The sequence below is a fragment of the Dyadobacter psychrotolerans genome (assembly GCF_004349265.1).
GTDB classification, from domain to species: domain Bacteria; phylum Bacteroidota; class Bacteroidia; order Cytophagales; family Spirosomataceae; genus Dyadobacter; species Dyadobacter psychrotolerans.
Genome location: NZ_SMFL01000024.1, coordinates 1 through 22,729 on the forward strand (window position 1 = coordinate 1; position 22,729 = coordinate 22,729).

A 22,729-nucleotide genomic window follows, 5' to 3' on the forward strand; every position below is an offset into this window, starting at 1 on the left:
ACACTGCTGAGTTTGCCCCACCAACGGTCTGAATATGTTGATAGTAATTCCTTAATTCCGCCCTTAACATAACTATTCCAAAGCCGTTGTGATTGTCGTTCGCCCAATCCAATCGCAGCACCTGCACGAGCTTGGCTACGATACTCTCCCATTTTTAGCGATCTTATAAATCGAATTCGATCACGACGCATTGCATTCTTTTCACGCTTTTCCATGAAAAGCAAATCAGCTATACTTTCCTTAATAATGTCAGCATATTTCATATATAAATATACGACTTTTTATTTTGAAATTAGTATCACTTTATTTTCCTGGGTCATTTCTAACATTGCCTGATTTAAAATAATTAGTACTTCTGTTTTAACCAATTCACTTATGCTAGTGTCACTTTTAAGAGTATCAGCTATCTTCTCTATACGGTCTTTAACATGACTGTGGCTAGTAATAGTTGAGCTCGTAGACTCTAATATAAGGTTCGCTGTAGAGCCATTATCGACATTAATGTTATATTTTCCAGCTTGCTGCATTTCCAATTCTTCTTTTAGATACCGGGATCCCTTAAAAGTAATCATTGCTTCATATGGATCTGGCGGTAATTTGTTCAATTCATTAAATGGACTTTCCTCGATTGTACTTTCCCCGGAAAATCGATTATGAGTATAAATGAAAGAATCGAAGCGTTGTTCTCTCCCTTTAAACTTTACAAAATCTTGTTCTTTGAGTTCATAAAGTATCGATCCAAGAGTTTTGAGTGGTATATCATCTAATATCAGCTCTACATTATGGTGCTTTGCATCTCCTTCAAATTGCTTTAAGTATAGAAGGATTTTAATGTAATTATTCATAGTTTAACAATTCCGTTAGATGCTAGAAAAAGTAAAATTGCATATTTTTTTGCATATTTTAATATAAAAAATTAAATTTGCTCGTATCTATGTTAAATTCATTTCACCGCAGAAAATATGCAACATTCTAAGAACTATTGTATTGATCGTCAGCAGACGAAAGAATTACTACTTGCCGATGCCTTTAACGGGTTTAGTTACGCTCAGAACCTGTACAATATCATTCACGTAGGATTTCAGGATTACCTGGAGGAGAATCAGGGAAGCTTTTACAAACTAAATCCGATGGCCAGAGCCGGGATCCTAAACTCATTGATTCAGCATTATGCAAAGCAGTTTGCCTTTAATGACCCTAATGCGTACTGGTATGTGAAAAAGAGAATGGGCGTATTAGTCTTATTTAACAAAATCATTGTCAGGTTTAAAAAACTTCCTACAAAGAACAGACACCGCAACCGTTTTAAATCCAGTAATATAGATACTCAACAGGTAAAGGATTTTCGTAACCAGGAGTTGTTATTTGGAGAAGCTGGCATGGATTGTGTTAGGCTTGATGGTGCTTTTGTCTTAGATAATATGGGCAGATCTATTGATGAAACGGTCTTGGTTTGCCCGGCTGGCGATTTTACAAATTGGGTTTTATTCCCATCGGATGTTACAATTGATAAAAGTCGACCGATGATTTTCAATCAGGATGAAGAAGAAGTATTACCTGTATTGGCAATTAAACCACATTTAAAAAGAAAAGCGGATGACAATCAAACGGGTTCCTAATGGCAGTATGGTCGAAATGGCTAGAGTATCGCGTGGTTATAGCCAAAAAGAACTTGCTGAGAAATTAAACATTGACCAAGGAAGGATTTCTAAAATCGAGCAGGGATTGATAGGTATAAAAGATGACATGCTTAATACAATTGCGAGTCAGTTGGACTACCCAAGTTCGTTCTTTTATGAAGATATCAATACCCTTCCCGCAAGCCTTGTTTACTATCGTAAAAGAAAGGCCATAAATAATTTTGAAATTGCCAGAATAACCTCAAACCTTTTTATAAAGAAGTTCCGGGTAAAAAAATTACTTGAATCACTTGACCTCCCGAGCCAAATATTTTATCGAGATAATGAAGAAATAAGCCCAACCGATGTAGCGAGAATGGTCCGTATTCAATGGAAGATACCTAATGGTAGAATCAATAACCTCGTAAATATTTTGGAGGCTGCCGGGGTATTGATTTTTTTGATTGACAATGACGATGACAAATTTGACGGACAGGTTCTACCTGATGAAAGTAACTTGCCAATAATCTGCATTAATAAAAATCTTTCTCCGGACAGGGAACGCTACACCCTGGCACATGAACTCGGACATTTGATTATGCACAGTACCGCTCCAACATTTGATGTTGAACTAGCTGAAAAAGAGGCAAACGAATTTGCCTCTGAACTTCTCATGCCTGCTGATGATATAATTAATCATTTATTCGGAGGTCTGACCATCAACAAATTAGCTGATTTAAAGAGTTATTGGAAAACGTCATTTGCATCTCTGATTCGTAGAGCACATGATCTTGGTGTAATAAATAAATCTAGATATACTAGTTTGTATGTTCAGATAAGTCAGTTAGGTTATAGAAAGCATGAGCCAGGTTGTGGCATTACGTTCGAAATGCCTAAGTTGATCAAATCAATGGTCAAATTGCATTTAAACGAATTAGAGTATACAAGGGAGGAGTTGATGGAAATATTAAAAATGAATAAATCTGACTTGCAAGATCTTTTTGACTTGTACAATGTTGAAGAAACTCCCCCTCCCGCGTTTAAGATTCTAAGAAATTGAAAACGTAATGAACCGTTAAGGCTGAAAACATGAAAAGTAAATCACAATTTCAAAAACCCCAATTCGTAAACCTGAGGTTTCAATTTTTCACTCAATAATTCATAAGCACCTTCAAATGCTTTGAAATTCACTGGCAAAAAATCTCCACTGGCATTACGAGCTTGTAATGCCTTTCTTATTTGATACCAACCAACATCTGAGCGATTTAGCATCAATGAATCTCTTACTAATCTTACATCAGTTTCAGAAAAATACGCTTGCCATAACTTTTTCCCTTCCATCAATACGGACAAAGCTTCAAATGAAAATATTTTATCACTCATATATTGCACCATAAAATCAGATTCAAAACGATCAGGGGAACCTACTTCTGATTCAGTATAAGGGATAAAATGATTGACGATACTCCATTGTTTATTATTCCATTCCAGATGATTAGCGCTAGCTGTTAAATTCCCTCCATGAAATAACATCCAGACTAAACAATCATTTTTAAATTCATCTGATAAAAATCCATTTGGTTGTAAAAATTGGTCTCTATCATTTAGCCAAGTGTGCCTAATCAACTTACGAACCGCAAAAACAATGGCAACTTGCCATATATTGTCAGTAGTAACAAAAATAGTTCCTGCACTACCATAACCAGACGACACAATAGCCTGAGTTCCTGCATTTTGAAAGTCAGGTCCTTTTATAACTAAACATCCTATTGCATTATCTGCCCACTTTGTTCCTCTAACATCTTTACTAGCAGTAGCAGGAGAAACTGCGTTTTTTAAAGGGATAACATCCATTTTATTAGCCCTAGGTCGCTTTACCCAATTACTCAATAAATTTTTACTTGAAACATTTATAAATGTTTTTGCACCAATAGGAAGAACGTTTTTGTCTAGAACATCAGTTGTTATTTCGTCTATTATATATCTCTTAACAGAATTTTGACATGTCTGCCAGATTAAAAAACCAATGGGAAAATCTCCCTTTAACCCGTCAAAAGATTTACTGTGAACAACAAACCCACCTAAATATTTAGCATTCCATTGACTCCTAAACAGTTCAAAATTGGAAGAGTTTATATATTTCATTTTACTGAAAACTGCTAGTGTTGCATTAGGCAACTCCTGTGATATACGTACGAGAAATTGAGCGAATAACTCTCGAGTCGCATATCCGTAATCTTTCATATTTTTAGCTACATTCGTCTTTGCTACATTTGTTTTGGCATCATTCCCCACGGTCTCGCCAGATTCTGCATATGGAGGGTTGATCAAAACAAGAATTTTCTTGCCGGAAGCAATAGCATTTCTAAGTCCTTCGGGAAGTTTGTTAGTGATTGTGTAATCTATTTGTCCAAAAACATTAATATCATCATTTAAATAATCATATTGAAATCGCTGCGCAGCAACACAAGTTTTAGTTGCCTTCATAACGTCAACATCAGCCTGGTCCAATGTACTCATATAAATGTTGCGTGGGTTGCTATGTTTAACTTCAAGATTACCTACACCACAGCACATATCCCAAACGACGTAATCCCTTTGCCAATTTTTCCCTAGTGATTCAGTAAGTTTGTCATATGCTTTATCCACTACTTTCAATGGTGTATAAAAAGCCCCTTTAAAGCTACGTTCATCTATTGGAATTAGACTGTCTCGCCTTTCAAGAAGGTAGTTTCGATATTCTGCTTTCGGAGGCTTATGATAGATAGCCCAAAACTGACGATATCCTTCTTTATTACCCAATTCATATAATTTACCCCCAAGGCTAAAAACTGGTGCATTATTTTTATGTAGCAACTCAGCTGTAAGATTACTATGTGTAGATGTGGTACCATCATGCATAATATCTGCAAAGAATAGCAATGCGTAGTCTTCTTCGTTTATGCCACGAATTTCCCCACCAATCATTACTACCCATTTATCAAACACCTGTTTTAAATTGTCAGGTGTAATTGGAGTACGGATTATATCACCACTTTTAATGGCATTTTTAATAGTACTTATAAATTCTTCTTCATGTGTTTCAATTTTAAAAGAAACGAAATGAGTTCCTATATGGGCCGAAATTGCGTCCAGTGCTTCTGGAGTGTATCCACTAGCTGACTTTCCCCATTTTATTGTTCTTTTAGCAAGGAAGGGTAAAACATCCTCGCTTTTCATTATTGCAGCTTTCTGAGTATCAATGACAGCTAGAAATGGTGGAATGTAATGTCCTCTATTAAGAGCATCTTGAACATAATGCATTAATTGTGTGAACATTTCATAACTGGACTTTTTGGCATTGTGTTTTGCCTCAAACCAAATTTCCTTAGTTTGAATGTCAACAAGATTTTTAGAATATCCTGTTAAACCCAATGCTTCGATATATGCATCCTTAACATCTTCCTCACTTATAGCCTGCTTCAATCTATTGAAAAGCTTCATTTCTTAAGTTTGAATAAATAATGTCTTTCATATCATTCAGCATCAGTCAACAGAACGTTTAGTTTAAGAGAAGCAGTAAGTTTTAGCAACCCATCAATGTTATATCCCTGCCCCTCTTCTATCGCCTTTACTTGATTTTGAAGAATCCCGGAGTTCTTTGCAACAGCATAGACTGTCAAACCAAGTCGCTCTCGTTTTCGCTTACATTGAGCTCCCAAGTCTATCTTCAATTCAGGAAGTTCCTTTATCACTGTTATCTCTTCTGATTTTTCCAACTGAGTTTTACCCAATTTACTAGCCAGTTGATTATACATATCTTCCATTTCTACTTCTGTTAAAACAGAAATAAGACGGTTGGTAATGGAACTTTGCATTATAGTGTTTGTGGTTTATACATCTCTGGCTAATGTACTAATAATATTTATCTATACAGTAAAAATTATTAGTACGAAGAAAGAATCGACATCTACAAAGAGACTTCTCGTTCAGCATGTATTGTCAATTGTCGGATCTCACGAATGACAAGATTGAGATCAGTAACCGGTTCCGGCAGCACTTTGCTGTGAAAACTATGATATTCCCAGATTTCCAATACATCTGAAAAGTCGACCTGGTAGTCATCATAAAGCTTATTAAATGAATGCAGCGATAATCCCTGGGCTAAAACCGTGATTTCTTTAAAGACAAAATCCTGCTCGCCCTTCAAGATCACGATACCCAAACTTCCTGATTTTAGCTCTTTCCAGTTTTGAACATATCTGGCCAAGATATCACTTCCTTCCGGAATTGGTAACATGGAGTCACCAGTGGTTGGAAACATTCTGAAAGTCCCACCAGCTGGAAGATTAGGAAAGCTAAACTTAGGAAGAGCTGCCAAATATTCCGGATCACTATATCCGGTACGATAGCCCGCTTTTGCTTTTATTGGTACATATTCGACATTTTCTTTATCGTCCTGGTTAACGGTAATTGCCAGGACTCTTACATTTTTACCTGTCAGGTACACATCGGTTCCAGATTCAAGTTCTCGCAACTTCAATTCCCCCAATCGCATCAGGTTTACAGTCAGCAGAGTATCTGTTGCCAACTTAAAATACTTTGCAATTTTAATCACATCCCCTATCACGGGATTAGCGGTCTTTCCACTTTCAATTGCATGAAGTTTGACCCTGGTCATTCCTAAATCTTCTGCAAGATCTTCCTGAGTCAAATTTTTGCGATTCCTGAGAAATCTAAGGTTCTCTTTTAAAAATATTTCTTGCGCTTCCATTTTTATTTTGCTACCATTAGAATCATGACTATGATACCATTAGGAACAAAGTTAAAAAATAATGTGAGCTATTCACTATTTACACAACATGCTTTTAAATCTCCACTCCTATTTCAGTTTGCGCTATGGCACTATCAGCTTGGATGATCTTACAGATCTGGTCGTTAGCCATGGACATGACACAGCCGTTCTAACAGATATTAATAATTCTTCCGCGATATTCCCATTTATAAAAAAATGCCGGGAAAAGGGCATCAATGGGCTTGTCGGAATGGAATACAGAAATGGAGACACCTTATTATATATTGGAATAGCAAGGAATGAAGTCGGATTTGCAGAGCTAAATGAGCACATGACAACCGCAAACCGGCTCAAACAGCCACTTCCAAAATTTGCACCTGAATTCAATCACGCGTTTATCGTATACCCTCTTGGTGCAATAGAAATTAAACGCCTGCGTGAAAATGAGTTTATTGGCATCAGACCGGATCAGATTAACAAAATTAGTCTTGAGCCAAGATGCAATTTTGACAGGTATGTAATCTTATGGCCAGTCACCGTGAAAAATGAAAATGATTATCAGCTACATCAGCAACTAAGAGCAGTTGATCACAATCTTATCTATTCTAAGATTACAAAGCCCATGGTAGCTCGTTCCTGGGAAAAAATGCCGGAAAGAAAAGATATGATCAACAAGTACTATAGATTCCCTGAAATACTTGTTGCAACTGAGAAACTGCTGTCACAATGCAGTTTCAATTTTGACTTCACCATTGTACGGAACAAAAAATATTTTACGGGCAATCCATATGATGACAAGCTTTTACTTGAAAAACTGGCAGTCTCAGGTATGCAGCGCCGGTATGGCAATAACAACAAGGAAGCAAAGCAGCGTGTTGCTAAAGAGCTGCGCATTATTGATGAACTGGGCTTTTCCTCCTATTTCCTGATTACCCATGACATCATTCGTTACACAACCTCCCGGAATTTTTACCATGTTGGCCGTGGATCCGGAGCAAACAGCATAGTCGCATATTGCCTTGGAATCACTGATGTATGTCCGATCAAACTCGATCTGTACTTTGAAAGGTTTCTAAATCCAAAGCGGCAGACACCACCTGACTTTGACATTGATTTTTCCTGGCAGGATCGAAAGGAAGTTTTCACTTATATTTTTACTCGCTATCAATCAAAGCATACTGCAATGATGGGTGCAATGAGCACTTTTCGCGACAGAAGTATTATAAGAGAGCTCGGCAAAGTCTATGGTTTGCCGAAATCTGAGATTGATGAGTTAATCCGAAATCCAGTATCCTCACATAATTCAGAAGACGCAGTTGCTCTTATTAAAAGCCTGTATGGGTTGGTAGAAGACTTTCCCAACTTGCGGACACCCCATGCCTGCGGAGTACTCATTTCAGAGGATCCGATAACAAACTTTACTGCATTGGATTTTCCTCCTATGGATTTTCCCTGCGCACAATTTGATATGTATGTGGCCGAAGATATAAAATTCGAAAAATTCGACATTTTAAGTCAGCGTGGCCTTGGCGCAATAAAAGATTGTGTCCAGATTATTGAACAGAATCGGGGAGAAAAAGTAGATATTTCTAATCCAGATAAGTTTTTCACGGATCCACGCATAAGCCAACAACTCAAATCTTCCAGGACGGTAGGCTGTTTTTACATTGAATCTCCCGCAATGAGACAGCTTATTACAAAGCTTCAATGTGACAATTATTTAACTCTTGTCGCTGCAAGCTCGGTTATTCGTCCTGGGGTTGGAAGTTCCGGTATGATGGATGTCTATAAAGAGACACCGGGACCCCAAGTCAACGGTTTACCTGCATCCAGTCATGGAGGAGCAGCTGGCTGAAACTTATGGTGTAATGGTTTACCAGGAAGATGTTATTAAGGTAGGCCATTATTTCGGAGGTTTGGATCTGGCCGATGCCGATGTATTAAGGCGTATGATGTCAGGAAAACACCGGAGCATTTCACACCTGCAAGAAATCGAATCCAAATTCTTTAAAAACTGCGAGGAATTAGGACGCCCCGCTGAAACGGCAAAAGAGGTTTGGAGACAGATGGAAAGCTTTGCCGGTTATAGTTTCAGTAAAGCACACTCGGCGTCCTTCGCAGTTGAAAGTTATCAGAGCTTATATCTGAAGACTTACTATCCTCTGGAATTTATGACCGCTACCATCAATAACCATGGTGGCTTCTATTCTCCCCAAGTTTACATTAACGAGGCACAGAAGAATGGTGCCTTGATTCACAACCCTTGTGTGAACATGAGTTATTGGACAACCACAATCTATGGAATTGATATCTATTTAGGATTTGACCTGGTAAAAGACCTAGAAGTAAAAACTGTCAAGCAGATTCTTGACGAGCGCCAAATGAACGGAAAATACAAGAGCTTAGAGAATTTCATTCTACGTACAGGAGTATCCGAAACGCAAATATCTATTCTCATTAGGATTGGCGCATTCAACTTTACCAGCAATGTTAAAACCAACATGCAGTGGGAATCTTTGTATATCTGTTCTGAGATCAAAGATCGATCCCTTCCAGTTGGACTCTTTGACGAAGCTGTCAAGATTCCGGAGATTCCGAAATTCGAATATTCGCTTGCAGAACACCTCTATGATGAAATAAGGTATTTTAAATTTCCTATTACAGGAACCTGGTTTAACTTAATTCGCAGCACTTTCCGTGGAGTATATGCCAATGACATGGATAAGCACCTTGGAAAAACAGTTCGTATGGTGGGAGATTTTGTGACGTATAAACCAGTAAGAACAAAAAAAGGTGAAATGATGATGTTCGGTACGTTTCTTGATGACGAAGGCAACTTTTTCAATACCGTACACTTTCCCAATTCTCTAAGAGGTTATCGGTTCCAGGGTATGGGCGTCTACCTGGTCGAAGGCGTCATTACAATGGAGTTTGGATATTGCAGCATCACTGTAAACCGGTGTGCGAAGATTCCACTTTTACCAAATCCATGGGAGCAGGAAATAGTGAATAGGAAATTGTTACCTTAGTTCACACTATCGTATAACAAGATGCAAAAAGCCTTTCTTTACATTGATATCCTAGCTTTTGAAAGCTTAGTAAGGTCTAAATCAGGTAAGGTTAATAGAATCTTCAAAATTTTTGATTCTTTGAAAGTCTTCAAACATCATGCCCTTCAAACAATTGTTTTTTCGGACACCATTATAGTTTTTAGCAAGGATGAAGGAAATCCTTTACACTACTATTTTACATTTCTCACTGAATATTCGCAACAATTATTTTATAAGCTTTCCGAAATAAACATCTATTTTAAAGCAATCCTTTGTACTGGGGAGTTTAATTTTAAACAATTGACAAATTTCCAGGCCTATCATGGACAAGCCCTAATTGATGCCTATAAAGATGAAAAGGATTTGCCAGGATTTGGACTATTTGTCAGAAAGCTGGATACTGGAAATATCAATGCATTTATTGAGGTGCCACTTAGCGAAAAATACAATTTTGTTATTCTATGCCAATCATTTTCAAATCTTTACAGAACGACAAATGGTGTATTACCAGTTGGTGACGTTAGCATATTTGAAGAAACAGATACATTTTTTAGAATTGAAGAAGATATTAGATTTCTGAGAGAAATTAACTACTATCGACTTCATATTCCCCATGAGCGCATTCGTGAAAAATATGAAAAAGTATATTTAATTTATAAATCTACATTTCCATTATTCTTTGAAAGATTGGAAACACATGGATTCGACCCATTTATACTACACACCGATTTTATACCTAGGTCAAATCCAGAAGAAATTGATGCAATAAGAGACGTCGCTGAAATGATCAAACATTAGGTTGTATATTTTAAAATTAATCATTCCTCAAAACTCAATGCTCTGGCGATTACACCTCAAACCCTCTCCCACACCTCCAAACACTCATCTACAAGTAGTAGAATATTGCTTTAAAAATAATATCGCTGGGATTGGTTGGCCAGTTGAGAAATCACCATCCTCGGTCACAGAATACCAAGAACTGACAAAAAAGAGGTATAACAGTAAACCAAGTTCAGTGAATTTCGCATCAAAGCCATTGATAGGAGAATATATATGGGCTCGGGATCGTGTGGGACAATACTATCTTGGTAAAATTATGAGTGATTGGTATTATTCTGACAACCAAGATCATTTAGATTTAGACATTCCCAATCAAAGAAAATGCACCTGGCTAGTTATAGGGAACGAACAAAATGTTCCGGGTAAGATTGTGGCCAGCTTTAGGGCTAGACGAACATTTCAATCCATTGCTACTACTTCCGATGATTCAGCGATGGAGGAATTTTCGGCATGGAGATTTAATAATATATCACAAAGTGGTAGAAGCAATCAGAACATTGACCTACTTGATGCGCATACTTTCTTTCAAATGATCAGCTCCTATGACTGTGAGGATCTTGTCGGACTTTATCTACAACGTAGTTATGGATATTGCCTAATTCCTAGTTCTTGCAAAATTGACACTGCTGCTTACGAATATTTATTGAAAGATCCCGAAACAGGTGAGTCTGTTGGTGTCCAAGTAAAACAGGGGAAAAACAGCTTAGATAACTCACTTAGTAAATCCGCAGACAAGATTTTCCTATTCACGACTCAAGGAAGTGTTGGTTCAGTTGACAAAAATGTAACTGTTATTCAACCAGAAGATCTCTTTGTATTTGTAATAAGGAATGAAAACCTGATTCCGGATAGTATTAAAATGTGGCTATCCTTTAAGCAAGAATCAAGTATTAGATAGTTAAAAATAGTAGCTAAGGAGATGAGCCAGTAGTAACTTTTAGTTACTTACGAGCAGGTCTAGGATACTTTCTAAGCGTCTCAGCCATTTCAAGAGTTTTTCTTACGATGTTACTCGCTGCATAATCAATCCCATAACTCACATTTGCCACCTTTTCTTCCTTAGCAGCTTTCTTATCGATTTTCACAGTTGTAGTTGGCATATCGTCAATCTTGTTATAATCAAATTTACAAATCATTTAGCTGATAACAAAAACGCATCAAAATTTATTCCCTTTCGGAAATCAACAAATCCAATGCTACCCTGGGAGATAAGTCCTTCTATTCTAAGCCCCTCGGGAACTTCATCTATGATTTTAGCAATTTCCATCTGATAAAGTCTCGTACGTGAAGCAGTGCTTCCTTTAGCGAAGATCTCAGCCTCCGGGTATCTCGCCAAAAACTCCAAAGCCCTATTGGCGACTGTGGCCAGGATCTGCTGCATATCACCATTTTTTGTTTCAATCCCGTCATCAATATCCTTAGTTTCTTCGTTCCACACTCCAAAACCAAGGTTAAGATCCTTAATACTTAAGCCCCCCTTCTCTCTCGTTATCAGCATGCGAAGCTCAAAATCGCCACTTTTCCCACTACTGTAAAACTTGCACGAGTCAAGTACATCAACATAGTTCAGATAATATTTGTATTCCTCTAGTCCAACAGAATGTATTTTATATTGTGGTACCGTCATGTAAATCTTAATTATTCATGATACGAAAGATGAAAATAAATGACCTTATTTCCATTTGAATTCAGCTTTCAAACTTAATTTTTACAAAGGTACTCGGTTGAAAATTAAAAAAATTCAGATTGGATATTTCATGCCTATTATAGCATATTACTCATTCCAACTATTTTTAATCTTTTGATGATCCTCCCAATCTTTTTCATTCAAAACTTTTTTGAGGTATTCTGACATACCAAAATCTCTTCTTTCCAAACTGTAACGACGGAGTGGTAATGAGCCCATACAAGCCTGGTACCCTCTCTGCATTTCACTAATTCGTATATTTTCCGGTAACCCTGTTAACCACTCTTCATATTCCTCTTTTGTTGGATCAGAATCAAGTTCCTGGTAATACCGATAAGAAGCATTTCCAAATCTAAATGTTTGAGCCATGGGCTCCTTCATATGGTCCGGGAAATTTTTCAGAGCTTCAATCTGATTATTATGTTGTTCGTCAAACGGGTGACGAATATAGAGCAACCTATCAATATCAATCATCTAAAATGCATTATCGTTGTTTTGCGGTGGGACCTTGTTCCCATGCCCTCCCCAATGATCCTTTCTCGTTTGTCGCCTGGTCGCTTGATTGCCGACAGGAGAAATAAACCAAATGAATGCCAGTAAAACACCTACCCCAGCACAAGCTAATAAACTTTCAATCAACTGTTCTATACCACCAAATAACAATCCGGTCAATCCAAAAAACAATATCAAGATTCCTACTAATTTAACTGGTTTCATAACTTTTGCATTTAAATTACTACTAACTCCGCAATATCATTTACAATCTTGAATGTATGCCTTGGCGGTATTAAACCTTTCACTATGCCATGCGCTTCGGCTTTAATTCTCTCATAACAAACCTGAACATCATAATCAAGATTGAACTCCGGAACGTGCTCAATGACAGCATTTTCTTCAAACTTAACCCGAAGAAAAAACTCGGGATTTTCTGCGTCCACTGTAAAACCTAAAACTTCCCCACTCTTCAAACCGGTTATATCCTCCGACCGTAAAAGACTTTTACGCTGGACTGACATGTTTTCTCCGGACCCTATATTTGATTTTCCAAATGAAAACATTTCACTATGGCTACTAATATTCCTGTTCTGAGACCGGTTCGCTTCCTCCCTATCACCAAACAGATTGATAATCCGCTTGATACTTCCTTCCTCAGATGAACGACCATAAATCTGATTATTAAGATTGGCGATGATCTTTTTGGCCTCGGTTTCACCATATTGGGCTACCATTTGAACATAATCCTGAGCAATATAAAAAACACAAATTTTATTGGACCGACTAGTCGCAGGAATATCAGCCAAATTCGGAATGTACATTTGAGGCGCTTCATCCAACAATACTATTGCATGCTGCTTGTCCGGCTCATTCATTCTATTTAGTGACATTGTAACCACCAAACTTAAAAGCGGAGAAATAACTGAGTTAAGTTTATGCTGAGTACCAAGACATAGACAAACCGGCTTATCCACGTCATTAAGATCCAATCCAAAGTCATCTCCTGATAAAACATAGCAGGCCTCAGGAGTAGTTACAGTTGGCAAAATAGACTGTAATGTACCAAAGACGCCGGACAACTGGCCTTCGGCCTTGGATTCGTAGGCTGTCAAAACAGTACGCATATACATTGAAGCATCATAGTCAGTCTCAATCAATCTAATAACATCACTATATTTATGTCCCAGGATGATGTGCATGATATGTGGGATTGTACAGAATGCAGGATGATTGTTTCTTAGGTATATCATCATTGCGGTAACAATACATGCGCTGCTCCTTATCCAATAGTCCTTATTTTCGATTGTTTCAGGAGCTAAATTGCTTATTAACGCTTGTGAACAGACTGCGGCAAAACTGTTATGGCTTATATAACTCGGCTTAATTGGGTTGATCCTATTCGTCCTGGATAAATCAGTGAAGTTGATAATTTTGAAGTCAATCTCATCTTGATCCTTATATTGTGTGTAAGCAAAGTCAGTAAGGGTAGGAAATTTATAGTCATAAATAATGCCACAATATCGCTTCTCAGCTGCTTGCTTGATAACCCATTCAGCAATAACTGACTTCCCGCTACCACTACCGGCCATCATAAAAATGCCACGGAAAGGATTCGGAATATTTAAAAATCGGTTATCAGTAGATGGGATGTTAAAGGAGTATTGATTCCTTAATGGAGATGTATCTGTTTTGATAATATCATATTTCAAATATGAAGGACGAAGTAAATTGCCTACCAAATATCCGCCAAATAATACCATTGCCAAGGCCAGGGGATAGAACAATTCGAAAAATATAAAATTCTCAATTGTGCCCAAGATCGCCCCGCCAATTATAAAAGCTGAAATACCATAGTATTTATAGCGCTCAACAAAGGAGCTTCTTACCTCCTTTTTCCACTTTAATTTCCCTTCAACAGATTGATCAACAACATAAAAGCATAGGAAGTAAAACAAGACAAATAGAATTCTAATGATTGTCCCTATCCTGGAATATCCAGTTATAACGCTTCTTAGCAATCCACTACCTCCAGCCTCAGTGGTGATACTCAACCAATATTCTCCAATTAATGCCAGGAATAGAATCAGTGTTACTCCAAATATCAACATTTGGTTTCTCTTTGAATTTTCCATAGACTTAGTTTATAATGGATACTATTCCTTGATAAAAAAATCTGCTTCCGTCGCACTTGAACTAATTCTCAAGTCATTACCAGAAATCGTATAGACCTTCCGAGTTGCTGTACTTAGTATGTCTGGGATGGATAAGGTAAAAAATACTGTTTCATTCGTCTGAGGATCATATGTCAGCCAATAATTCTCTCCCTTTGCACCTTGCTGATCGGTATACTGAGAATTATCTTGAATGGTTTTACCTCCATTTTTTGAAACATTTATAAATCCAGAATGCAGTGCCAGGACCTGCTCTCCCCTCCTACTCTCTTTATATCTCCACTTACCATACATTCCTTGGTATGAATTCGGGAAAAACGTCCTGAGGGAATGCTCCTTGAGGTAATCGGTCTCCTTGACTCCAATTTCATCTGATACGTCTTCCTTTTCACAAGCTACAAGGCTCAAAAAAGACAGAAAGAGCAAAATTTTTATCTTACATTTCATACCTATTATTTTCTTCAAGGTGATTTGCTTTCTTGTAATTCCGTCGATCCACTTCAGGAATATATAGAGACCTAATAATGGGTTGCTTAACTTGAGAATGTAAGGAGTCTCCTTTCGAATTCCTTAGCTTTTCAAACGTTGATGAATCAAAGCCCTTATTTTTGTCCGCATTCCTCTTACTCCGATTTAACTCATTATAAAATTCTCGGGAGTAGCCCTTCTCTCTTGATATATTTTCGATTCTCTGCGCCTGGTCCTTATTGATATAGCCTTTATTTCTTAGATCATTAACTATGTATTCGCACCTTCGGATCCTTTTGTATAAGTCATCCTTCTTAAACTTTGTTACCCCCTTTTCAAAGTCAAACATCTTTTGAAATTTTTCGGCATTAGCTTCCGCCCAATTTACCTGAGAAAAGCGTTTAGTGCTTTTAGTCTGGGGATTCAATACAATTTTCTGGCTGACGTCCCTTGCAGAAACAATTATGTGAATATGTGTATTTAGACCATCTTTTTTATCTCCCTGCCGCTTTTCACCAGAAACAACCTTTTCATCATTTCCCTTGTAGGTTCGATCATTGTGAATTGTTCCGTACCACAACAAGTCAGATTCAGCTAAGGTCTTACCCTTGACTTGATAGTTGTTGGCATAATTCACCATACATTCTCTAGCAAAGTCCTCTAGGCTTGAATGACTATTTCCTATATGTTTAAGTTCATCCTGAGATGGAGAAATCAAAAGAGAATAAAATTTATCATCTGACTCCTTCAACCCTTTTACATTAAAATCAATCCGAGACATTACTTCATCAGATTCATAATAGACTCCCTGTTCCCGATTGAAAAATAAAATTTCCTGCTCATCTTCTTTCGCTTCATGAGCTAGATAATTGACAAGTCTTTTAACAGAAGACTTATTATTGTACTCCACTTTTCCGTGTCGTTCAGGATCTATTACCTTCGAATACATTAGTCAATTGTTGAGTTGACATAAATATTTTCTATCTCCTTTCTAATCCGCAAGATATCGTCAGGACTCTTAGAACTAGTATCATAAACTGCTTCAAACAAAAGCTTCAACAGAAGCTTCGTCTCACTAACATCATTATTAATTCTTTCAAAATTTGACAGCATTGGCCCTAAATACTTGGCTTCATTTAATTTAAGATATGAAATGGTTGTATTCTTAACCTCTTGAATTTGCTCTGGAATCGCCTTCTGTCTCTTAAGATCGGAAGGCATAATTTCGTGATCAAGGAAATATCGAATAGAATCTTCAACGAAATCTTTGACCTTAATCTTCTCCCCTACCCTAGTTAAGAGATACTGCTTCAACTCATCATAAAGTTCATTATTCACTTTAACATTTTTCAGTTCCATTTTTATTACTTCGCTGAGTCCGATTCTATTAACTACAATATACATATAATAACTACAAAAATAAATACTTATTATATACATAAAAGTAAAAAATATCTTTTTATTATTTCTACATACTTTATTTTCAATTAGTTACTATATTTTAAGATATTTTTCAATAACTATGTTATTGATATACAATGATTTATCATTGTTCTTCTTGCTAACAGAATTTATAGTCAAAAAAAGACACACATATTCTATTCAGGTATTGCATAAATCCCATTAAGATACCCTTCAAATAAAAATATAATATATAGAAGTATATAAGTATAGACGTAGTCACCTGAACACAAAATCCAGTCTATTAGAATATAATTATATAAAAGTATAGCTATATAAAAATATAATATATAGAAGTATAAAAATATAGGATCATTATCTCAACACCAAAACTAATCTACTAAAATATAGATATATAAAAATAATAATATATAGAAGTATAGGAATATAAGAGCAATGTCCGAATACCAAAACTAATCTACAAAATATAGATATATAAAAATAACAATATATAGAAGTATAGGAATATAAGAGCATTGTATAAGTACCAAAACTAATCTACAAAATATAGATATATAAAAATAACAATATATAGAAGTATAGGAATATAAGAGCATTGTCCAAACACCAAACCTAATCTTCAAAATATAGATATATAAAAATAACAATATATAGAAGTATAAAAATATAGGAGCATTGTCCAAGCATCAAAACTTATCTATTAAAATATAAATGTATAGCTATATATAAATGTCAATATATAGAAATACAAAAATAATTCAATGAAAAAATTTTAAAAATAGTATCTTTATTATTAGTATAATATCTTTATTATTATTATATTTAATAAATCAAACAGGTGGACAGACCTGGATTTTTCTAACCTCAAACATTAGTAATTATTATGAAAAAGCAACAAAAATTTGATGTCTATGATTTTGTGACAAATTTGATTTGCAAAAAATTAGAAGAGGGCGTGGCCCCTTGGAGAAGGACTTGGGGTAACAAAGCTACCTATAAAACGAATTATGCAGGCCCTCAAAATTATATCACCAAAAAGCCTTACAATGGAGTGAATTATGTATTACTGTCATGCACTCCGTATGATTCCCCGTACTTCTTAACCTTTAAACAGGTAGGGGAGTGCAACGGATTTGTAAAGCAAGGGGAAAAGGCTCTTCCAGTAGTTTATTGGAATATTAATGAAAAAGAAGTAAAGGATCCGAAATCCGGTGAAACCGAGAAAAAAAAATATGGATTCATGAAGATGTACTATGTTTTCAACTTGGATCAAACGACAATTGAACAACCTAACACATTATCAAGCATTTCGTATGAAGATAACCAGGCTTACAATAACATTGAAACCTGCGAAAGCATAATTTCACAAATGCAGAATCCGCCCAAATTAGAGTCAAAAGACAGGAGTAAAGCATATTACAGCCCTATGATGGATTTAGTAAATATGCCCTCACTATCGGATTTTGACTCTCCTGAGGAATACTACGCAACCTATTATCATGAGCTGATTCATTCAACTGGCCACGAAAAGAGACTTAATAGAAAAGAAATGAATCAAATATCAAAGTTTTCCTCAGAGGAGTATTCAAAAGAGGAACTAACGGCTGAAATGGGCGCTGCTTACCTTTGTACAATTAGCGGTATAGAAAATGTCACAATCGATAATGCCACAGCTTACCTAAAAGGATGGCTTGAGAAACTAAAATCTGATACCAAATTCCTGTTTGAAGCGTCAGGGAAAGCCAAAAGTGCTGCAAAGTATATTTTAAATGAAAACTAACTGAAAGGGTAGGGGAGACTTAGGTCTCCCTTTGATTTTTACAAATGTCAAAATACAGCCAGCAGACAAGCTCCAACCAAATATAATTTGGTAAAACTAATTCCTTAGTTCTCAACGTGTAATTTATTCCATTAATAAATGTTTAACTTTGGACGAAATAAAATTTCGTTAACTAAGCTATTAGTTCTATTTTTTCCCTTTAATTGAAAACAAAAGAAGTGTTTATGTTATTTTTTTTATTTTCTTTTTATTTTCTATATTTTAGGTCTCCGTAACTGCCTGTTTTAGTGCCTGTTACATATCGAAAAACCAACTTATTATATGTTAAAGCCAACACTTGATAAGTTACTCTAGACAGATTATAAGTTAAATCGGTACAGATTATAAGTTAAAACCAACAGATCATAAGCTATCTCCAACACATGTTATCCACAGTTGGTTTTTTCACCAAAAAAAACTGATTCTTCAATTTGAAATTTAAAACCAACAGTTTGTTTTGCTAGTTTGTTTTGCTAAGTTTACGACACGAGTAAGATGTCAGAATTAAGATTCGCCCATGAGAGAGGAAACATCCATATTAGAAAAGGTTGTGTTACAGCACAATGCGATAACATCAGGCAGGTATGAATATAATGCCACACAGCTTGACATTATGTTTATGCTCATTGCGCAGCTTGGTAAAAATGATCTGCCAGACAAGATATATAAAATCTACGTCAAGGACATTGAGAGCCTTACCGGGAAGCAGTGGAATCATCAACAATTCAAACTTGCAACAGAGGGGCTTGGCAGTAGGACGTTTTCTATACAGCTCGAAAATAGATATCGGCAGATGTGGATGTTTCAGCACGTAGATTATATAGATGGTGCAGCACACATTGAAGTACGCCTGAGTGAATCTATGAGACCATATCTCTTTGATTTAAAGAACAATTACACAAGATACAAATTGAAAGCGGCACTAGCGTGCACCAGTAAACATTCTAAACGCCTGTATCAGTTTGCATGCCAGTGGAGATCAGTAGGTATCGCGACAATGCGCATCAGCGAACTCAAGGAGATGCTCTATCTGAAAGATCCCAAAGGAATAGAAAAGGAAGAGTATACCGATATAAGCACATTTAAAAAAAGGGTTTTAGATGTTGCTAAAAGAGAAATTAACCAAAGTACTGACATTAACTTTGATTATAAGCTCATTAAAGAGGGTAGGGCATATACCAAAATAAAGATCTTCGTAAATTTCCAGGAAATGTCGCAAACGTTAATAGATTTCAATGAACCTATTGATTATCAGTTAAATGTAAAAGCAATTATGGCCTATGGAATTAATGAGCAAACTGCTAAAATCATTGCCAAGAAAAACTTCAAAGACTTCGAAAACGTAGTTTCGGAGGTTAAGGAAGGTATTCGAACCAAAAGAATTAACCTGGACAAAGATTTACCTTCTTACATCATAGGAACGCTTCAAAAAAAGGGAATCCTGAAAACAAAAATTTAGGGAATGGATCTAAAACCAACATTTGATAAGTACAAATAATATGTTGGAATTGGAATTTCAAAAGTCATTCCCAAAAGGATAATCCAATTTAAACCAACATTTTATAAGTGCATATAATTTGCATCCAAACAGACCAAAACCAACATTTTATAAGTACAAATATTGTTCAAATAGCTGATATACAGCCATTATAATAATGGGCTATCACAATCGACTTTACCTGGTTTCGTCCAACTCCAACATCTTATAAGTGAGTATCTGACATATTGATGAATCTTAAAACCAACATTTCATAAGTCATATTTACTCCAAAACCAACAAATTATATGCGAATCATAGGATTGGGTCAACTACTCGCCTTAGGTAAAACCAACATTTTATACGCTTCTCTGATAGCCAAAATACTAAACCCTGCGTGACACTGTTAGCGCCAATTTAAATCGGTGGGTTAACTTAATGGTAAAACCAACATTTCATAAGTCGTATTACTCCAAAAACCAACAAATTATAAGCGATTTGCTGGATTGAATCTTAGCTAAAACCAACATTTGATAAGTACAAATAATATGTTGGAATTGAGATTTCAAAAGTCATTCCCAAAAGGATAATCCAATTTAAACCAACATTTTATAAGTTCTCTTGTTTTATAAACTACTGATATACAACCGTATAACAATAAACCTTTACAATCAACTTACCTGGCTTCGTCCAACTCCAACATTTTATAAGTAAAACATATGACATATTGGTGAATGCTAAAACCAACATTTTATAAGTCATATTTACTTCAAAAACCAACAAATTATAAGCGATTCATAGGATTGAATCAACTATTCGCCTTAGGTAAAACCAACATTTTATATGCTCCACTGATAGCCAAAACATTTAAATCCCCTGTAAGGTTGTTAGTACCAATATAAATCAATGGATTAAATTAAAGATAAAACCAACATTTTATAAGTAGCCGGCACTAAACAGCTCAAACGGTTTTGTAACCTTGCCCAACTGGCAGATCCACCGTTGGGTTGGCTGGAGCGTTTTTTATTAAACCTGGATAGAATATTTCCTTCCTGCCCAACCTTCAACACGGGTGGGTGTGCTGGCCTGGAATGTTGCTGCTGCGTGTGAGCACTTCCGGATCATTGAAATTACTTTTAGGGGATTTGGGTGATCCGGAAGAAAGTATTTGTATGCTATAGGAAGGCTCTGCTGGAACATTCTTCTGTTTCAGTTGTGCCTTCCGGGCGTGTGAAGTGAAAAATACAATTACTTTGAGCAGGGGGAAAACTTGTATGCGTTCCGAAGTGTAGGACTGGGTGGGTAAACGCAAATCCATTTAAACATTAGAGTCGTTTCACTATTTCAAGTAGTCCGAGGAATCTCTTTAATTTCCCAAAACCAACACTTTATAAGCGGTATAATTAGATAAACGATATCACCTAAAAATTGTGACAACCTATTACATTCTTATACTTCTATATAATATAAATATATAGAAGTATAGGAAAAAACATTATTGATTATTACATTTACATCGATGCTGTTAGAGTGATCAGCACAACCAACTATTAATAACGATGGACAAAGCAACTAAAATCATAAGCTTCGCTAACATGAAAGGCGGAGTAGGGAAATCAATGTTAACTGTAAAGACAGCGTTATTGTTAGCATCTGAGCCATACAACTACACTGTTGCCGTAATTGATGCAGATGCACAGGGAACAATTGTTAAGCGTCGTAAACTTGAAGAAAGTAAAGGCATAAAAGATTTCAAACTGGAAATTTATCAGTCATCCTTTGACGATGTGAAGCAGATAACGAGGGAATTGTATTCTTCGGAAAAATATGATTATATATTCATTGACATTCCACGCTCAACAACCGGCTATGATGCTGAAACACTATCTAAAATTCTAGTGTTTACTGAGACAGTAATAGTACCATTACTGGCATCGGAATCTGAACTTACATCTTCCATTGAGTTCATCAAGATATTAAAATCTTTACAAGAAGCGAAAGAGAAGAAAGGACTAGTGTTGAATATTTTTGGTCTCGCCAACAAGAAGAGAGCAAGTTTAAAGATGAATGACAAGGTAGGGCAGATCATAAAAGGTCTTAAAATCGATCGCTTCGATACCGAAATTCGTGAGGTACCCACGGTGTTTAACAATTTTAACACCAACGACTCAGAATACAACAATGAAAAAGTGCAAACCTACTTGGTACCCTTTATTAATGAATTTGTCGAAAAGGTATAATCATTAGAACAATGGAAAATTCAAAGAAAAGCAAAAACTCAGAAATTGATCCTTTTGACCTAGATCTTACTTCTGATACTAACGGTTTTGGGTTAACCGCTCCAACTCAAAAGGAGAAAGCGCCAAGTCCACAAAAAGAGCCTAAGACAAAAGAAAAGGCAATAACTCAAAAATCATTCCCAGAAAAAGTATCAAAAAAGGAAATAAGATACGCTTCAGACACCCAAAAAGCGGTACCGATAGATGAAGCCATTCATAGAAAAGCGTCCTTACTAGCGCGAGGGTTAAATACATCCATAAAATCCGTTATCCAGGAAGGAATAAACATCCTCTATCAAACCCATCTAAAAGAGATACAGGACTACCATAAAGCAGAACAAGCTCGACTCAAAGATTTGATGGGTGAGTAGCCATATAGTTTTCTATCTCATTTTCAACCAGTTGAAGGACTTCATAAGATGTTAAAGAGAGGATTGAGGCCAGAGAAATTAACTCTCCAACGGTTAAACGACTTAACTTTGTCCTTCTCTTAAACCACCCATCTCTGGTGACGTTGAGCTCCTGGAATATCGCTTTGTGTTTAATTGCCCTGCGTTCGATATGCTGGGTGAAAGTTTCCCCTGGGATAATTTCTTTCATCTCACAGTATTATTTAACATTGAGGTTG

General features: G+C 36.3%; 24 protein-coding genes and 1 pseudogene. 10 read left to right on the forward strand and 15 right to left on the reverse strand.

The features are described 5' to 3' along the window. Together E0F88_RS31970 and E0F88_RS31975 are read right to left on the reverse strand one after the other, a co-directional pair. A partial coding sequence (locus E0F88_RS31970) for a hypothetical protein (RefSeq protein ID WP_131960120.1) occupies positions 1-263 on the reverse strand: 263 nt, incomplete at its 3' end. A gap of 18 nt (positions 264-281) precedes the next feature. Then, a complete protein-coding gene (locus E0F88_RS31975) occupies positions 282-845 on the reverse strand; it encodes a hypothetical protein (protein WP_131962610.1) in 564 nt (187 codons plus the stop codon). Between the two features lie 117 nt (positions 846-962). On the opposite strand from E0F88_RS31975, the gene E0F88_RS31980 reads away from it, so the two are divergent. Continuing rightward, on the forward strand, positions 963-1,619 hold the full coding sequence (locus E0F88_RS31980) for a hypothetical protein (protein WP_131962612.1): 657 nt from the start codon (positions 963-965) through the stop codon (positions 1,617-1,619). Then, positions 1,597-2,679: a helix-turn-helix domain-containing protein gene (locus E0F88_RS31985; RefSeq protein WP_131962614.1), complete on the forward strand. Its 1,083-nt coding sequence runs from the start codon at positions 1,597-1,599 to the stop codon at positions 2,677-2,679. The genes E0F88_RS31980 and E0F88_RS31985 overlap by 23 nt, the downstream gene beginning before the upstream one ends. Positions 2,680-2,720: 41 nt before the next feature. Here the strand turns inward: E0F88_RS31985 and E0F88_RS31990 are convergent, their stop codons facing one another. The 3 genes from E0F88_RS31990 to E0F88_RS32000 form a co-directional block, all read right to left on the reverse strand. Continuing rightward, the gene (locus tag E0F88_RS31990; protein ID WP_131962616.1) at positions 2,721-5,102 is read right to left on the reverse strand and encodes a hypothetical protein; all 2,382 of its coding nucleotides are present in this window, start codon (positions 5,100-5,102) and stop codon (positions 2,721-2,723) included. 32 nt (positions 5,103-5,134) lie between these two features. After that, entirely contained in the window at positions 5,135-5,476 is a 342-nt protein-coding gene (locus tag E0F88_RS31995) for a RodZ family helix-turn-helix domain-containing protein (protein ID WP_131962618.1), read from the reverse strand. A 92-nt stretch (positions 5,477-5,568) separates the two neighbouring features. Continuing rightward, complete coding sequence (locus tag E0F88_RS32000; protein ID WP_131962621.1) at positions 5,569-6,372, reverse strand: helix-turn-helix domain-containing protein; 804 nt, start codon at positions 6,370-6,372, stop codon at positions 5,569-5,571. Between the two features lie 88 nt (positions 6,373-6,460). On the opposite strand from E0F88_RS32000, the pseudogene E0F88_RS34470 reads away from it, so the two are divergent. The 4 genes and pseudogenes from E0F88_RS34470 to E0F88_RS32015 all read left to right on the forward strand — a co-directional run. Next, positions 6,461-8,357: pseudogene (locus tag E0F88_RS34470) on the forward strand (PHP domain-containing protein); the annotation flags it as partial. A 309-nt stretch (positions 8,358-8,666) separates the two neighbouring features. Further along, positions 8,667-9,422 (forward strand): helix-hairpin-helix domain-containing protein, encoded by a 756-nt coding sequence (locus tag E0F88_RS34475; RefSeq protein ID WP_229213981.1) that lies wholly within the window; start codon positions 8,667-8,669, stop codon positions 9,420-9,422. Positions 9,423-9,443: 21 nt separating this feature from the next. Beyond that, positions 9,444-10,241, forward strand: coding sequence for a hypothetical protein (locus E0F88_RS32010; protein ID WP_131962623.1), 798 nt, complete (start codon positions 9,444-9,446; stop codon positions 10,239-10,241). Positions 10,242-10,278: 37 nt separating this feature from the next. Further along, positions 10,279-11,181: a hypothetical protein gene (locus E0F88_RS32015; protein WP_131962625.1), complete on the forward strand. Its 903-nt coding sequence runs from the start codon at positions 10,279-10,281 to the stop codon at positions 11,179-11,181. 43 nt (positions 11,182-11,224) lie between these two features. Here the strand turns inward: E0F88_RS32015 and E0F88_RS33890 are convergent, their stop codons facing one another. From E0F88_RS33890 to E0F88_RS32050, 8 genes are all read right to left on the reverse strand, one after another. Next, positions 11,225-11,383, reverse strand: a complete 159-nt coding sequence (locus tag E0F88_RS33890) for a hypothetical protein (RefSeq protein ID WP_165940217.1) — start codon at positions 11,381-11,383, stop codon at positions 11,225-11,227. A 32-nt stretch (positions 11,384-11,415) separates the two neighbouring features. Beyond that, positions 11,416-11,910: a DUF6934 family protein gene (locus tag E0F88_RS32020; protein WP_131962627.1), complete on the reverse strand. Its 495-nt coding sequence runs from the start codon at positions 11,908-11,910 to the stop codon at positions 11,416-11,418. A gap of 147 nt (positions 11,911-12,057) precedes the next feature. Then, positions 12,058-12,444 (reverse strand): hypothetical protein, encoded by a 387-nt coding sequence (locus tag E0F88_RS32025; RefSeq protein WP_131962629.1) that lies wholly within the window; start codon positions 12,442-12,444, stop codon positions 12,058-12,060. Continuing rightward, positions 12,445-12,687: a hypothetical protein gene (locus E0F88_RS32030; RefSeq protein ID WP_131962631.1), complete on the reverse strand. Its 243-nt coding sequence runs from the start codon at positions 12,685-12,687 to the stop codon at positions 12,445-12,447. It abuts the gene before it with no gap. Positions 12,688-12,698: 11 nt separating this feature from the next. Next, on the reverse strand, positions 12,699-14,597 hold the full coding sequence (locus tag E0F88_RS32035; RefSeq protein ID WP_131962633.1) for a type IV secretory system conjugative DNA transfer family protein: 1,899 nt from the start codon (positions 14,595-14,597) through the stop codon (positions 12,699-12,701). Between the two features lie 21 nt (positions 14,598-14,618). After that, a complete protein-coding gene (locus E0F88_RS32040; RefSeq protein WP_165940218.1) occupies positions 14,619-15,083 on the reverse strand; it encodes a hypothetical protein in 465 nt (154 codons plus the stop codon). Continuing rightward, the gene (locus E0F88_RS32045; protein WP_131962637.1) at positions 15,073-16,053 is read right to left on the reverse strand and encodes a DUF5712 family protein; all 981 of its coding nucleotides are present in this window, start codon (positions 16,051-16,053) and stop codon (positions 15,073-15,075) included. Before E0F88_RS32045 ends, E0F88_RS32040 begins: the two co-directional genes overlap by 11 nt. Further along, positions 16,053-16,463, reverse strand: a complete 411-nt coding sequence (locus E0F88_RS32050) for a hypothetical protein (protein WP_131962639.1) — start codon at positions 16,461-16,463, stop codon at positions 16,053-16,055. Before E0F88_RS32050 ends, E0F88_RS32045 begins: the two co-directional genes overlap by 1 nt. A gap of 946 nt (positions 16,464-17,409) precedes the next feature. Between E0F88_RS32050 and E0F88_RS32055 the strand changes: the two genes are divergently transcribed. Both E0F88_RS32055 and E0F88_RS32060 read left to right on the forward strand, forming a co-directional pair. Then, positions 17,410-18,306, forward strand: a complete 897-nt coding sequence (locus E0F88_RS32055) for an ArdC family protein (protein WP_131962641.1) — start codon at positions 17,410-17,412, stop codon at positions 18,304-18,306. Between the two features lie 556 nt (positions 18,307-18,862). Continuing rightward, a complete protein-coding gene (locus E0F88_RS32060; RefSeq protein ID WP_131962643.1) occupies positions 18,863-19,804 on the forward strand; it encodes a replication initiation protein in 942 nt (313 codons plus the stop codon). Positions 19,805-20,885: 1,081 nt separating this feature from the next. Here the strand turns inward: E0F88_RS32060 and E0F88_RS32065 are convergent. Beyond that, positions 20,886-21,140 carry a hypothetical protein gene (locus E0F88_RS32065; protein ID WP_131962645.1) on the reverse strand — a complete coding sequence of 85 codons (255 nt, stop codon included), beginning with the start codon at positions 21,138-21,140 and terminating at the stop codon, positions 20,886-20,888. Between the two features lie 241 nt (positions 21,141-21,381). On the opposite strand from E0F88_RS32065, the gene E0F88_RS32070 reads away from it, so the two are divergent. Both E0F88_RS32070 and E0F88_RS32075 read left to right on the forward strand, forming a co-directional pair. Next, positions 21,382-22,062: a ParA family protein gene (locus tag E0F88_RS32070; RefSeq protein WP_131962647.1), complete on the forward strand. Its 681-nt coding sequence runs from the start codon at positions 21,382-21,384 to the stop codon at positions 22,060-22,062. Positions 22,063-22,073: 11 nt separating this feature from the next. Next, positions 22,074-22,472, forward strand: a complete 399-nt coding sequence (locus E0F88_RS32075; protein WP_131962649.1) for a hypothetical protein — start codon at positions 22,074-22,076, stop codon at positions 22,470-22,472. Here the strand turns inward: E0F88_RS32075 and E0F88_RS32080 are convergent. Further along, entirely contained in the window at positions 22,450-22,701 is a 252-nt protein-coding gene (locus E0F88_RS32080; protein ID WP_131962651.1) for a hypothetical protein, read from the reverse strand. The genes E0F88_RS32075 and E0F88_RS32080 overlap by 23 nt on opposite strands. Positions 22,702-22,729 lie beyond the last annotated feature (28 nt).